The organism is Maribacter algarum (ex Zhang et al. 2020), assembly GCF_005885635.1.
GTDB classification, from domain to species: domain Bacteria; phylum Bacteroidota; class Bacteroidia; order Flavobacteriales; family Flavobacteriaceae; genus Maribacter_C; species Maribacter_C algarum.
In genome coordinates, this window is the sequence record NZ_VATY01000001.1 from 1,169,054 (window position 1) to 1,183,667 (window position 14,614).

The 14,614-nt window shown below is 39.9% G+C and carries 10 protein-coding genes; 5 read left to right on the top strand and 5 right to left on the bottom strand.

Annotated features, from left to right (window positions below):
* Positions 1–19 precede the first annotated feature (19 nt).
* From FEE95_RS05010 to FEE95_RS05025, 4 genes are all read left to right on the top strand, one after another.
* Positions 20–1,282, top strand: a complete 1,263-nt coding sequence (locus FEE95_RS05010) for a hypothetical protein (RefSeq protein ID WP_138656724.1) — start codon at positions 20–22, stop codon at positions 1,280–1,282.
* 10 nt (positions 1,283–1,292) lie between these two features.
* Complete coding sequence (locus FEE95_RS05015) at positions 1,293–2,504, top strand: PQQ-dependent sugar dehydrogenase (protein WP_138656725.1); 1,212 nt, start codon at positions 1,293–1,295, stop codon at positions 2,502–2,504.
* A 20-nt stretch (positions 2,505–2,524) separates the two neighbouring features.
* A complete protein-coding gene (locus FEE95_RS05020; RefSeq protein ID WP_138656726.1) occupies positions 2,525–4,240 on the top strand; it encodes a serine hydrolase domain-containing protein in 1,716 nt (571 codons plus the stop codon).
* 82 nt (positions 4,241–4,322) lie between these two features.
* Complete coding sequence (locus FEE95_RS05025) at positions 4,323–4,751, top strand: nuclear transport factor 2 family protein (protein ID WP_138656727.1); 429 nt, start codon at positions 4,323–4,325, stop codon at positions 4,749–4,751.
* A 131-nt stretch (positions 4,752–4,882) separates the two neighbouring features.
* Here FEE95_RS05025 and FEE95_RS05030 read toward each other — a convergent pair whose 3' ends face one another.
* The 3 genes from FEE95_RS05030 to hemH form a co-directional block, all read right to left on the bottom strand.
* Positions 4,883–5,944 (bottom strand): lactonase family protein, encoded by a 1,062-nt coding sequence (locus tag FEE95_RS05030; protein ID WP_238474500.1) that lies wholly within the window; start codon positions 5,942–5,944, stop codon positions 4,883–4,885.
* 96 nt (positions 5,945–6,040) lie between these two features.
* On the bottom strand, positions 6,041–7,420 hold the full coding sequence (locus FEE95_RS05035) for an MATE family efflux transporter (RefSeq protein ID WP_138656728.1): 1,380 nt from the start codon (positions 7,418–7,420) through the stop codon (positions 6,041–6,043).
* A 185-nt stretch (positions 7,421–7,605) separates the two neighbouring features.
* A complete protein-coding gene (gene hemH, locus FEE95_RS05040; protein ID WP_138656729.1) occupies positions 7,606–8,637 on the bottom strand; it encodes a ferrochelatase in 1,032 nt (343 codons plus the stop codon).
* Between the two features lie 246 nt (positions 8,638–8,883).
* Here hemH and FEE95_RS05045 point away from each other — a divergent pair, with 246 nt between their 5' ends.
* Positions 8,884–12,411 (top strand): TraB/GumN family protein, encoded by a 3,528-nt coding sequence (locus FEE95_RS05045; RefSeq protein ID WP_138656730.1) that lies wholly within the window; start codon positions 8,884–8,886, stop codon positions 12,409–12,411.
* A gap of 82 nt (positions 12,412–12,493) precedes the next feature.
* On the opposite strand, the gene FEE95_RS05050 is transcribed toward FEE95_RS05045, so the two are convergent.
* Positions 12,494–14,170 (bottom strand): energy-coupling factor transporter transmembrane component T family protein, encoded by a 1,677-nt coding sequence (locus FEE95_RS05050; protein WP_138656731.1) that lies wholly within the window; start codon positions 14,168–14,170, stop codon positions 12,494–12,496.
* Between the two features lie 21 nt (positions 14,171–14,191).
* Complete coding sequence (locus tag FEE95_RS05055) at positions 14,192–14,599, bottom strand: DUF3592 domain-containing protein (protein WP_138656732.1); 408 nt, start codon at positions 14,597–14,599, stop codon at positions 14,192–14,194.
* Positions 14,600–14,614 lie beyond the last annotated feature (15 nt).

Here is a 14,614-nt window from a genome sequence, read left to right on the forward strand (position 1 = left end):
GACTCAAATTAGCGATGCTATGCGATTAATTCAAAAGTCCGTTTTTCTGATTTGTTTCTTGGGAGTTTCCGTTTGTGTTCAAGGGCAAGATTCCCTTTCACTGGAAATGCTACAACCCATAAGCTATCATTTCTTAGTAACGGATGGACAATTAACCGGTAAGGGAGCGGATTTCCTCAAAAAAGAAATTGCAAAGGCACAATTTACGCTGCTAGGCGATTACCCAGATTCTAAAAGTAGTTCTGATTTTTCAGCGGCCCTGCTTCCTGAATTGAATCGATTTGAATATAAAACCATGGCTTTGGGGATTGGTGTGCCTTCTGCTCGTTTGTTAAACGCCATGGTAAAAGAATCCCAATCAGTTGTCCCAGAATTAAAAGCATTGAACAATACTTACGGCTTCACCGAAAAGGAAATGCTTGTCCTTCCAATGCCGGATATGAAGTCCGTCGCCGATGCGCGTTTCGTTCAAAAAGCAGGAGAGCTTAAATGGTCCATCGTAGGTTTTGGCAACGAATCTTGGAACAATCTTCCTTGGTTGCTCGACCAGCTCTATGAAGGGCTATCTGAAGAAAGTCAGAAAATAAACCATTCGTTATATTTAGAAAGTAAAACCTTCTTAAAAGTATGGTACGCCAAACGAAATGGGGATTTGTTAGCATTTGCTACAGCAGTAGAAAATTCAAAATTCATATATGACTTCCTCAAAATCGCGGGTGAAAAATCCCCCGAAAACCTTGTCATCGTAGAAGCCTTTAACAATAGTATAAAGAACTGCCGATTTTATGCCGAAAAGGAATTTTTTGATAAAAACGAATGGCGCGTAGATGAAGAAAAACGACTGTTACGACAAGAATTGGAACAAATCAATTTCGATATTCATCAGGATAAGCTCTTTGTCAAATGGGATATGAACTTTCTTTCCAGAGGATTTCAGCCTTACGCTTTCTACGGCGTTGGGAATACCCTAAGTGAAATTGCCAATTACAATGGAAGTAAATCGCTACATATCGGCATAGTGCCACGGTTTCAATCGAAAAATGGAGTTATTCAAGATTTGATGAAACTTGAAAACACGATGGCGTATCGGTTCGCTGCGCTCACACAAGCTGCCAAAAAAAACCAATGGACGGTCATTGATTTGCAGCAAATGATTCAGGAGACGCATTATACTCCGGTAAAGTATCTTTTGGATGCACCCATACAAGATTTGATTAAACGGTACGACCTTATTATTATTCCGGCTGTTGAAAAAGAAGCTACTTTGAATTACGATAAATAAACGAAACACCATGAAAAAAATACTGCTTGCCCTTCTCGTACTCTCTGCCTGCAAGTCCGAAGTAAAAGTTGAAGCTCCTTCGTATCCGAATCCAGCAAAAGAAATTATAATCGATGGATTAGCACGCCCTTGGAGTATGGCGTTTTTATCGGAAACCGAAGTCTTGCTTTCCGAAAAAGACGGCGACTTGCTTCGGATTGATTTAAATACCAAGCAAAAGCATAAAATCAAAGGATTTCCCTTGGATAAAACAGATAGTCTCACCTATAGAAAAGCAGATTACACGAAAGGAACATTTCCCGGCGGGTTAGAAGATGGTGCAAAAGTGACGTACAATGCTGGAATTTTAGAAGTATTACCCGACCCTGATTTTAAAACAAATCAACAGCTCTATATTTCATATACGGCCAAAGGGGAAGGTGGAGCAACCACCAAAGTTATACGTGCGCAATTGCAAAATGATTCTTTGGTCAATGTCAAGCAACTGCTCTTGGCGTTGCCCTATTCGCATGGTTTATTTCATTTTGGCGGAGGGATGACCTTTGGCACTGACGGAAAGTTGTACATCACCGTTGGGGAGCGCCTTTTTAATGAAGATTACCAACCTGAGGTGCCCATTGCACAAGACCTAAGTGATAGGCGGGGGAAAATTTATAGGCTGAATACTGACGGGAGTATTCCCGAGGATAACCCTAATTTTGGTCCGGATGCCATTCCCGGCCTATATGCTTCAGGAATTCGGGCGGCCCAAGGCATAACTGTCGAACCCCAAACCGGAAACATTTGGTTCAGCGAGCACGGCACCAATCAAGGTGATGAAATCAATCTGCTTAAAAAAGGAGCGAACTACGGCTGGCCAGTAATTACGACAGGTACCTATCGCGGAAACAAATTCGTTCCTAAAAAAGTAGACGGTGTTGATTACACCGACCCGGTTTGGTTTTGGAAACATACCGTCGCCCCTACAGGACTCACCTTTTACACCGGAGATGAGTTCCCTGATTGGAAAAACAATTTAATCGTACCCGGCCTCTCACGCGGAAGTCTATGGCGTATTCGTATCGAGGGAGATACGGTAAAAAGTATGGAAGAATTGTTTTTGGATGATCGCGAACGTTCCCGAAAAGCGGTTATGAGTCCCGAAGGGAAACTATACATCCTTACCGAAGACCTAAACGATCGTACGAACGGAAAAATCATTCGAATACAACCACAATACTAAAAATATAAAACCCGAAGTAAATGAAAACCCATTATTCAATAATACTTCTCTTGCTAACTTCCCTTGCTGCTATAGCTCAAAACTCCAAACCGTCTTTTGACAAAGAAATAGAGGCACTATTTTCGGAATGGAATCAACATGATACACCTGGAGCGGCAGTAGCTGTAGTTCAAAAAGGCAAAATAATATATTCTAACGAATTTGGGAGTGCTAACCTTGAGCACCAAATACCCATTTCGGCAGCCACTAAATTCAAATTAAATTCACTTCAAAATCAAATTGTTGCTTTTGCTGTTCTCTTGCTCGAATCACAAGGAAAACTTTCTTTAGAAGATAATATTCAGAAGTACCTTCCTAAAATGCCCGATTTTGGCAAACCCATTAAAATACGTCATCTGCTCACCCATACGCATGGCATACCCAATGTTTCAACGCTTCAACGCCTTGCAGGTTGGGAAGCGAATGATATGAAGACAAGAGAGCAAGCTCTTGAAATTATTTATGGGCTAAGCGCTTCTATTTACGATGCCGGTGACAGATACCGTTTCTGTGATTCAGGAACTTTGTTGGCTACAGAAATTGTAGCAAAAGTTTCAGGAATTCCTTTTACAAATTTTGTTGAGAATCAGGTATTTAAACCTCTCAATATGGCTAACACGGTTTATGGAACTGTTGAAAATCGTGTAATTAGTAATCAATCCAAAATGTATTCAAATAGTGAAGACGGTTTTAAAAATGAAAACGCTGTATACATCTCCAGTGATTTTACACTGTATTCTACTGCTGAAGACATGGCTCGCTGGATGTTGAATTTTGAATCGCCAAAGGTTGGAAACCTTGATCTTATCAAAAAAATGTATCTCCCAACCCTTCTCAATGATGGTTCATCTACGCATGGTCAGGGCTCATCTTCTTATGCTGTATATGGACAATTTACGAGTCCATACAAAGGTCTTAAACGAATTGAGCAAAATGGAAGAAATTATGGTTTTGTAACCTATATTGCTCAATTTCCAGAACAAGATTTTGGCGTGGTAGTACTTGGAAATTCACTTGATTTTCATGCTGAAGGGGCAGCGCTTAAAATCGCTGATTTATTTTTGGAAAATGATTTTATACATGAAAAAACAACCGTCAAAAAAGACAGTATTACCAAAAATGATTTTATAAAATTAAGCATTCCTGAACTTCAAAAATTCTGCGGCTCATATTGGAACAAGGAGAGTTCGTATATGAGAAAAATACATTTAAAAGATGGCAAACTTTACTACTATCGCAGTGAAGGAAATGAAAGTGAGCTTGCGCCAATTTCTAAAAATACCTTTGTTCTTACCCAAGAGCCAGATAGCTACAGTATCCGATTTGAGCAAAAATCCGATAAAGATTTAATGATTTTTGCTTGGGGAGAGGGAGGAAACGAATTTCAATATTTCAATGAGAAATTCGATTTGGTCACTTATGACACGAAGCAACTTGCTGAATTTACAGGATTATTTTGGTGTGAAAATCTTAATGTCATGTATAAATTGATAATGCAGGATGGAGTGCTAACGGTTTCTCATAACCGTAGTGATGACTTTGCAATCACCCCATACAAAGCTGACAAATTTACCAGCGATGCCTATTATTTCGATAATGTTGAATTTGAAAGGGACAAGAAAGGTAACATTAATGGCTTTTGGATTAGAACAACAAATATCGGGAGCCAATATTTTAAAAAACTAGGTGAAAGCTGAAAAAACAATAAGAGCGTCATACGAATTACAAAAACGGCAAAATCGTCCGTATAAAACAGAATAAGAATTTAAAATCACTATTATGAAAACACTATTTTTTACTGCAGCACTCCTATTAACATGTGCAACAAGCCTAGCCCAAACCGAAGAAGACGCAATTCGCGCATCACTCCAAAGCTATATCGAGGGTAGTTCATACAATGACCCTGAGAAAATCGTTGCTCCTTTTTATGAAGATGCTCGCATGTTCTTATCAAAAAAAGACCAACCCATTTGGATTCTTTCTGCTGCTGAATATGCCGAGCTTTTTAAAAAGCGAGAAAAGGGAAAGTTCAACGGTAGGGTGGGCACTATTCTATCCGTTGATCAATCGAATGATATCGCGATGGCCAAAGTCGAAATCAACATTAACGAAGGAGAGATGCTATTCATCGATTTGTTTATTCTTAAAAAGCTAGAGGGTCATTGGAAGATTATTAGTAAGGCCGCTACCAGGATGCCCGAGGAGTGATTGGGTTGTACTAATCTGTCTCATCGAGCCTTTCGACTTCGCTAAAGAAAGGCTATTTCGAGATGCACTCGTGTACCTAAGCTCTCGACTCCGCTCGAGATGACCGTATAGAAGTCATGTCTCCAACCTATTTATAAAAACACCAAACAAACGGGTTTCGAGAGTTTTTCTTCATTGAGGAAGGTAAGTGTTCCTTTTTCCGTATCCCTTTTAAAGACGGTAATGTTATCGCTTTTTTGATTGGCTACCAAAAGGAATTTTCCAGTAGGATCAATGGTAAAATTTCTGGGCCAATCGCCATGAACGCTTTCGCGTCCTACGAGGGCCAAATCTCCGGTGTATTTGTCAATGGCGAATATGACTATAGTGTTTTCCCCACGATTTGAACCGTACAAAAATCGTCTGTCTGGTGAGATATGAATATCTGCACAAAAACTTTCCCCTTCAAAATCTGGTGCCAATGTGGAGAGCTTTTGCCTACCACCATATTCACCTGAATCCTTTTTGGCAAAAACAGTGATTGTAGAATTTAGTTCATTAATCACATACATAAACCTTCCGTTTTCTGTAGTAGTAAAATGCCGAGGTCCGGCACCTACGGGCAATTGCAGCTTCGCACTTGGTTCGGTTAACGCATTATCCTCATCTTTATATTCCAAAACGGCATCCAACCCTAAATCAGCTATATATATATTTTCGTTCACCCATTTCACCATGTGCGCGTGTGGCGTCTTTGTGCTGTCGATTTGCTTGTGGTTCATTATGGCTGTTGGACCTGATAACTTACCGTCGGCAGCCCTATTATAGACGCTTGCATTCCCTCCAGAATAATTGGCAACCGCCAATTTATCCTCTGATGGTGAAAGACTAAGGTGACACGGATGAGCCCCTTTGCTTGAAACGGTCTGTATTTTGGTTAGACTATCATTTTTCAAGGTATACCCAGTTACAGCTCCAGAGCCATTTTCAAAATCATTGACCTCTTGAACGGCATATAGAAAATCTTTTTCCTTTGAAATCGCCAAATACGATGGACTTGTAATTTCTGCAGCCAATGTCGAAGCCGAGAGTTTTCCCGTCTCCGAGTCAAATTGCATTTTATAAATACCTTCACTTTCGGCATCAGTATAGGTGCCTACAAAAAGTGTGGCCAATTTGTTTTCCTTTTGTTCGCTACATTGAATTACGCTCATAGCAAGGACTATTAGTATGATTGATTTGATATTCATTAGGCTGTATTGTCTATTTCTAATTACATCTAAAAATAGGGTAAATTCAAAACACCACGCTTATTGCTGCAAATCTTTTTTTATTTCCCTGTTCAGATACCAAGCCGTGACAATAGTCGCTAAAACATCTGCAATTGCGAAGGAGGTCCAAACGCCCATTTCGCCGAAGAAATAAGGAAGGACAAAAACCAAAGGAATAAAGAAAAATCCTTGCCTAGAAAGCGTCAATAACATGGCGGGAACCGCTTTGCCGATAGCTTGAAAGTAAGCGCCACCCATAAGTGGAAGTGCTATAATTGGAGTCGCGGCAAATACCCAACGCATGGCGGTAGAAATATGTTCTAAAACATAAGCGTTGATAGCTACTTCATTGGCCGGCAGACCCTCTTTTGAGCTCAAGAAAAGAGACGCAACTTCCGTGGGGAAAAAGAAGAGTCCGAGATACACTATGGTACCCAATACCGAGGCATACTTGATCGCCGTGTAAATGCTTTCCTTAACACGGTCGAATTTTTTAGCCCCATAGTTGAATCCGGCAATTGGTAGAAATCCTTGTGCGATACCATAAACCGGAAACAATGCGAACATTAACATGCGTCCGATAATGGCGTAAACCGCGACTAAGGCTTCACCGCCCAATCCAAATAAAATGTTATTCAAAATGAGCACCACTAGGCTAACCATGGCCTGTCTTGCCAAGGTAACAGAGCCCAAAGAACTAATCTCCTTTAAAATAGGGGTTTCCAGTTTTAAATGAGAGGTATTTATCCGTAGCTCGGACCGATTGGAACGAAAAATATAGATTAAATATAGAAAGGATATAAAATATGAAATCGTAGTGGCCCAAGCGGCGCCTTGCATGCCCCAATCGAAGACATAGATGAAAAGATAATCCAGCGTTAGATTCGAAATCGACGGAATAATCATCGCAATCATGGCGTACTTTGGTTTCCCTTCCGAACGGATGACTATATTACCCATCATCGTCAAAGCGAGAAAAGGAACGCCATAAAAAACAACCGTATAAAAGGGTTTAGCAAAGTCGAAAATTTCTCCTTTTCCGCCAAAAGCAAGAATAAGATTGTCGGTAAACGCCAAACCAACTATGGCCATGCTAATGGTCACCACAACCGTTAAGGTGATTTGATTTCCAAAGGTTTGTTTGGCCTTTTCAAGTTGATTAGCTCCTAAAGCCCGTGAAATAATACTCGCACCGCCTACTCCAATGGCCATTCCTAAAGCAGCAACAAAAAAGGTTACAGGAAGTACAACGCTAATTGCAGCAATGGCAAGAGGGCCAATCCAGTTTCCCACAAAAATAGAATCTACAAGAACATTCAGCGACATCACCAAAACCCCAATTGAGGCAGGTATAGACTGCTTGATAAGCAGTTTGCTAATGGGAAGTGTTCCGAGTTCTTCTGAGGTTATTTTGGGCATTTCGTCATTGCGAGCAAGGCGTGGCAATCTGTTGAAAATATCTCAAAGTTCATCAGATTGCCACGTCGCTTTTATAATTTATCCGATTTCACTATTTCTACGGCTCCTCGCAAAGACGTCTGTGCTAGAACGAGATGCATTTGTGTTCCTAGGCTCTCGACTCCGCTCGAGATGACAGTGGCACCCTAGACCGGCAGAACTTCTTTCGCTTGCCACTCATTCACCCATTTAGCCATAACGGCTACCCAGGCATCACCATCGTTTAAGCAAGGAATATGCTTGTAATGTTCACCACCCGCTTCTTCGAATTGCTCTTTTCCTTCCATCGCAATCTCTTCAAGGGTTTCGAGGCAATCGGAAACAAAGGCTGCGGTTACCACCGCTAAATTCTTTTTACCTTCTTTGGCCAAACGTTCGAACTCGTAATCAGTGTAGGGTTTTAACCATGGGTCACCTGCCAATCGCGATTGAAAAGAGGTGCTGATTTTTTCTTCGGATAATCCGAGATAGTTTTTTACCAACTCTGTTGTTTCATACACCTGATGTCTGTAACAGGTATTATGTGCTACCGAATTTACGCTGCAACAACTTCCATCAATTTTACAATGGAATTTTGTCGGGTCACTTTTGCGGATATGTCTTTCGGGAATTCCGTGATAGGAGAATAAAATATGGTCGTAGTCAAAATCTTTTAACCCATCTGCAATGCTTTCCGATAAGACTTTAATATACTCCGGACTCTTATAAAAAGCAGGCAGCGTGGTAATCTTCATTTCAGGGAAAAACTCCTTCTTATCCTCCATCGTTTTAACTACAACAGTCTCATAAGACGACATCGCGTAATGCGGGTATAACGGAACTAAAAGTACCTCATCTACACCCTTGTCTTTTAATTCTTGTAATGCTTTTTTAATAGACATGCTTCCGTAGCGCATTCCCAAAGCAACTGGCATATCGGTATGCTGTTGAACTTTCTTTGCGAAACGTTCTGAAAGTACGATTAAAGGAGAACCTTCATCCCACCAAATTTTTGCATAGGCTTTCGCGGATTTCTTGGGGCGGGTTTGCAAAATGATGCCGCGCACCAAAAGATTTCGCAATACGGGATTCACGTCTATCACACGTTCATCCATCAAAAACTCATCTAAATACGGTTTAACATCCTTGGCGGTGGGGCTGTCAGGAGAACCCAGATTTACCAATAAAACTCCCTTCATAATACTGCAATTTTTCAGGTGCAAAAATAAGCCACAAACACCATTCTACCTTCAAAAGCCTTCATTTGTTTTTCGATGGTGGTATAGGCTTTGTCAATTAAAATGAAAAAGTCTATCGATTGACAAAATACAGCCCCAAAATGGCCGTTATATCAAGAACCAGCTACGAAACTTTCACAGTTTGTAGGGATAAACTAAGGTTCATCCTTTCTTAAATTTGTGAAACCACAGGCCAAAAAACTAGTAATGCGGAATTTTTTTACCATACTCTTCTCTCTTTGTTTCATGGCGAACTATGCACAGGAGAAAAACAGTTTGCTATGGGAAATCTCTGGAAACGGCCTAGAACAGACGTCTTACCTATACGGAACGATGCATGTAAGCAAGCGAATCGCTTTTCGTCTAGATGATGTTTTCTACCAAGCCTTGGAAAAAAGTGACGTCGTTGCTTTAGAATCAGACCCTGATACTTGGTTAGATAATGATATCAATTCCAATGCTATCTCCAACGGTTTTATGGCCAAAGGTTTTTATACCTATCCTTTTGCGATAAAAAATCCGAAGAAAGAAGAAATCGGCTCCTATCTCGCCTTTGAAGACCGCAGGGTTAACAGTATTTTATATCGTACGAATGAGTATTCCCAAAATTTCGAAGAAGAGACCTACCTTGATATGTTCATTTACCAAGCGGGAAAGAAATTCGGCAAAAAAGTAATTGCCCTTGAAGATTTGGAAGAATCATCTGCGCTTGTTGGTCGTGCCAGTCTAAACGCAATGAAGAAAAAACCAGACGAGTGGTTGCAGAAAAAGATGCAGGAGTCCGACCCCATGACTTTACTTCAAGATGCCTATCGAAATCGAGATATAAATATGCTTGATTCTATCGATAAGGCCATGTACACCGACCATTACCGTAAGAACATGTTGACCATTCGCAACCGGAATATGGCGAGTAAACTGGACTCGGTCATGCGAACAGCCAAGGTCTTTACAGGAATTGGGGCAGCCCACCTTCCAGGAAAACTGGGCGTAATCGCTATGCTCCGTGATATGGGGTATACGGTCAAACCGTTGACTTCAAGAGCGACCTCAAGAGGAAGGGTTTTGAAACAAAAGATTGAAGACAGTCTGGTACAGAATACGTACAAAACCGTAAGGCCGGATGATGATTTTTTCAGAATCAACTTACCGAATAAACTGTATCCAATCTCTGAATTTGTGAACACCACTTACATTTCACCCGATTTGGCCAATGGCAGTTATGTAATGCTAAACCGTATCAATACTTTTTCCTATTTAAAAAAAGAGCATACCTATACTTTGGATGATTTGGATAAGCTTTTGTTTGAGAATATTCCTGGTAAAATCATAGAAAAGACAAGGTTTACCCGAAACGGTTTCGAAGGATTGGATATTCGAAATCAGCTTAAAAATGGAGACCATCAACGGTATCATATTTATGTAACCCCCTTGGAAATCCTGATGTTTAAAATGGGAGGTAAAGGCAATTACGTAACCCAGTATTCCGACACGATTTTCAATAGTATACAATTCAAAAAGCTAGACAAAAAGATTACTAAAATCTCATCAGGATACGATGATTTTGAGTTAGCAATGCCTCAACTTTACAATTTTACAAACCGCTATCGAAAAGGGCAACGTTTGGTGCAAGCTTATGATTCAATTACTAAAGACTACTACTTCCTACGAAAGGTTACGCTAAACGATTTCAATTTTATTGAGGAAGATACTTTTGAACTTAAACAAATTCAAAAACGTTTTTACCAAGATTTAGAGCTAACCCCAAAATACAACGCTTGCCAAGGGAATTCCTTAACTTCAAAAGCAACCTTGGATAAGGGGGAAAACACAAATTTATATTTAAAAACGACTTTTAAGCGCGGTGATTATTACTTAATGGGAATTGTTACGAAAGAGGAGCAACACGCCACTGATTTTTTCGATTCTTTCAAACTTAAAAAACCTGTTTATACGGATGCCTTTAAAAAGGTACGCGATACGGCGATGCTCTTTACTTCGGTAAGTTCTGTAAAACCGGTGAAATTCGTAGAAAACAGCCTCAACTATTATAATGGTGAAAACAAGCCAAAATCGTATAGCGCCTTCAAAAAGAAAAGTGTTTATCAGAACAAGAATAACGAAGCCATTACGGTGGAACTGAATAAATCTCATGATTTTTTAATGTTCAATCATATCGATTCGGTTTGGGCCTTGCGGAAAAAAATATATGCCAATAAGCGCTTTAAAATCCACAGTGAAAAGGACAGTATGCGGGCTGCAGGAGAATATGAGCTCAATTTGACCTTGACCGATACTGCGAGTACTAGAGGCATTCTCATTAAAAACATTGTGAAAAACGGACTCTTATATGAGTTGAAGTCTAAAGTGGATACCATTGATAAGCCCAGTCGTTTTGTGACGGAATTCTTTCAGAATTTTACGCCTTTTGACACAGTAGTGGGTAAATCCATCTTAACCGATAAAACAACGGATTTCTTTAAAGCACTACGTGAAAATGATAGTATTGTTTCCGATGGATATTCTTTTATCAAGTTTCAGAAAAAGCACATCGATTCGCTGAAATATTACATTTCTGAATTTGATTTTCCTGAGGATAAAAAATACATTCAGTCCTATTTAATCCAAAAGTTGGCTAAACTAGATGATCCTCAGGTGAATTCATTTTTCAAGGAATTCTATGCGAAATCGTATAACAACTCAGTCGCACAGACGAAAATACTAACGGCAATTACCAAAAAGGCAGATGAGGAATCCGTAGACCTTTTGTTGGAATTGATGTCAAAGGACTTGCCTTTGGTCTCAAATAAATTTGAAATCCACAAAATCTTCAAACCCTATATGGACAGTCTTCCGATGGCTAAAAAGTTATATCCTGAAATATTGGATTATAGCGCCATCGAAGAGTACAAGTCTCCAATTTTTATGATGTTGGCCGATTTAAAAGCAAAGGGGCTTATCAAACCAAAAAGTTATAAAAAGTATCGAAAACAAATCTTGAACGATGCTAAAATACAATTGAAGCGGCAATTGGGTCAGAATTCATTCTCCTATAATCAAAGGGATGTATATGGTTTAGCCCCACCGGCAAACGGGTCGGTCGCAAACACTAAAGTTTTAGAAGATTACGCTGTCTTGTTGTATCCATTTGTTAAGGAAAAGGATGTGAAGCAATTCTTTAACCGCCTGCTTTTGGTAAAAGACCCCAAAGTAAGAACAACCTACGCTGCTTTATTGACCAAGAATGAATTGACACTTCCGTATGGCATGTTGGATTCCTTGGCGGGTGATATCAATAGTAGGGCTTTGCTATTCAACAAACTTAAAGACATCGGAAAATTGGCATTATTTCCTTATAAATACAGAAATGAGCAGTCTCTAGCGGAAGCCAATCTATTTGGTTTTAAGCACTTCGACAATAAAAAAGATTCTATCGCATTCTTAGAAAAGCGTACTTTGGAGTACCGGGGCAAAGCCTTTACAGGATACTATTTCAAGACGAAAAATGGCAATGACTATGACAAAAATTTCAAAATGCACTTGGTCGTTTTCGACAATCAGAAACCCTTAAGTACAAAACCTTTCTATAGTAGTGATGCTCTTCGCATCGAAGATACTGATACGGACAAAGAAGTGCTGGAATATGTTACCGAAGGTTTCCTGCTCAAAGACCGAAAGCGTGCTATTGTTTACAGGCCAAATGGATATGGGGCTTATGGTTTTCATGGGTATTGAAAGTAGAGGTTAGACCTCTGCGCTGTTGGAGGCAAAAATCAAAACTGGAATATTCCCAAGTAAATACTACCGAACTGTTTAGCTATTCCAAACTATCCTGAAGTACCTCAACCGCTTTTGTTGTTAAAGAATCAACTTCCATAACTGGTATTGAATCCATTTCTGGGAGCTGTTTTATATCCAAATCATTTTTGTTTGGATAGAGTTGTTCATCGGTCAAATTTTCAGAAGCTTTCCAAGTTTCCCCCAATTGATCTAGAATTGTTGTTGTCCATCTTGAAGGGTGTTTGGCGTCGATCCATATTACATCTCGATATTCAGCGTCAACCAAAGCTAAATCAGGAGTAGCGGCACCATCGAATTGTTTACTATCATCTTTTACGGCCGCAACTGTACCCAAAACGAACATACGTTTCTTACCAGCAATATGTTTTATGAATGGGCGAAATTCCACGGGTTTATTTACAGACCAATCGTATTCCTTTTTCGATTCAATCACCTTTAAAGGCATAGCGGATACGCCGGCATAACCTTCTTTTTTGGCCGCATGGTCGTAATAATACAACTTCTGGGAGCCATCTGCCGGAATCATAACACTAAAGGCTAAACTGGTTCTTTCATCGCCGATAGGTTCCAGACCGAACCAATGGTAGAGTCCGTCTACCGCATCTGTTTTCATACCTTCAAAATTGAAGTCCGTTACATAAGGTTGTTGATTTTGGTCTTCTGGCAATTCAGGAATTTTTACCGCTGTTTTCATATTCCAGGGGAGTGGGTCAGTGAATCCGCCTAAAAATTGGAGTGACTGTGCTTGCAATTGCGAAATGCGTTCTGCAACTGTATTCTGCCCTTTCAAATAGGGGTGGTTTTTGATTTCATCAGGCGCGATATACGTCCCTTTACCAATGGTAACACGCTCCATATAATCATTAATATCATGTTCACCAGAGTCAACCACCATTACGCCTCCATAAGTCGGATAAGGAAAGAAAAAGCCTTTCCATTTAATCAAGTTTACTACTTGTACCCATTTGTCTTCATCATTTTTCATGTAGAACACATCGCTTGGTTCCATAGTGAAAAGTTGAAAGAAATTGAAACGCTGAACTACAGCATTGTACGTATTGCGACTAAATGCTAAAGATTCCCCAATTGAAAAAGTTACTGGAACGCGATTCTCGTTCGAAAACCTTGGAAAAGGTGAAGTACTCTCCACCATAAAAATCTCTTCGGTATTGTCATTCATTCGCTGCCAAGTATATTCTTTAGCAGGTTGTACGGCCATAGTCCATTGGTTCGTACTATCGACACGTACGAGTTGCGGTAAGGAAACTTCCTGAGTCTCACCCACGGACTCGTAGGCCATAGTAACAATATTATTAAAAGGCTGAATTCGTTCGTTTTGAGTCAAGGGGAGTTCATCCAACTGCTCTAAATTCAGATTGTTGAAGACATTATAAGTCTGCATGTAATTGTAGAGATTCAGCTTCCATCCGAAGAACCATAGCGTAGCAAAGAAACCAAAGATTCCCACTAAAATTAAAATGCGTTTGCCTGTGCTAGCAGCGCTTCTGAACTTTGTTAGAGTTAGCCATAAGAAACCAATTCCTAGAAGGATAATGAAAATGTACTTTCTTAGAAATAAGAGAGCTGGTTGGTAGTCATCTCGAAGAAAGAACAACAGTAATATCATAACGATTGCGCCTAAAATGACGATTCGTTTTTGCCTCTTTCCCTTATTGTAGTATGATTTGATCATAATGTTCCGATTTAAAAAAAATTAATTCCGCATATAGAGCAAGTATCCTCCTCCAATAATTAGTAAGGGTGAAGCGATGCATAACAAAACAATACACCAGCGATACAGGCCCCAAAATGAAATGGTTTTCACCTCGTCGTCATCCTTCTCGTCATAAACGATTTTTACTTTTTCGCCAACTTTATACGCTGGTGGATTTGAACTGATATCACTTTCATATCTCCGAACTTCTTGCTGACGATCAGCGAATTCAAATACAGGTTTATAGGTTGAACCATCACTACCACTTACAGTTATCATTTCTACAACTGTCGCCGTTGTTTTAATCCCAGTGCTTAGTAGGTCTCTCGTATTGTTATAGGAACGCATGGCGAAATATAGCGAAACCATTCCCCCAGCAAATAAAGCCCAATATAGATACTGTATCATAATTTTTTAGGTCCC

Coding starts and splice junctions, on each gene's coding strand:
- FEE95_RS05015 (WP_138656725.1), top strand. CDS start 1,293: ATGAAAAAAATACTGCTTGCCCTTCTCGTACTCTCTGCCTGCAAGTCC.
- FEE95_RS05020 (WP_138656726.1), top strand. CDS start 2,525: ATGAAAACCCATTATTCAATAATACTTCTCTTGCTAACTTCCCTTGCT.
- FEE95_RS05030 (WP_238474500.1), bottom strand. CDS start 5,944: ATGAGCGTAATTCAATGTAGCGAACAAAAGGAAAACAAATTGGCCACA.
- FEE95_RS05050 (WP_138656731.1), bottom strand. CDS start 14,170: ATGATCAAATCATACTACAATAAGGGAAAGAGGCAAAAACGAATCGTC.
- FEE95_RS05025 (WP_138656727.1), top strand. CDS start 4,323: ATGAAAACACTATTTTTTACTGCAGCACTCCTATTAACATGTGCAACA.
- FEE95_RS05045 (WP_138656730.1), top strand. CDS start 8,884: ATGCGGAATTTTTTTACCATACTCTTCTCTCTTTGTTTCATGGCGAAC.
- FEE95_RS05010 (WP_138656724.1), top strand. CDS start 20: ATGCGATTAATTCAAAAGTCCGTTTTTCTGATTTGTTTCTTGGGAGTT.
- FEE95_RS05055 (WP_138656732.1), bottom strand. CDS start 14,599: ATGATACAGTATCTATATTGGGCTTTATTTGCTGGGGGAATGGTTTCG.
- hemH (WP_138656729.1), bottom strand. CDS start 8,637: ATGAAGGGAGTTTTATTGGTAAATCTGGGTTCTCCTGACAGCCCCACC.
- FEE95_RS05035 (WP_138656728.1), bottom strand. CDS start 7,420: ATGCCCAAAATAACCTCAGAAGAACTCGGAACACTTCCCATTAGCAAA.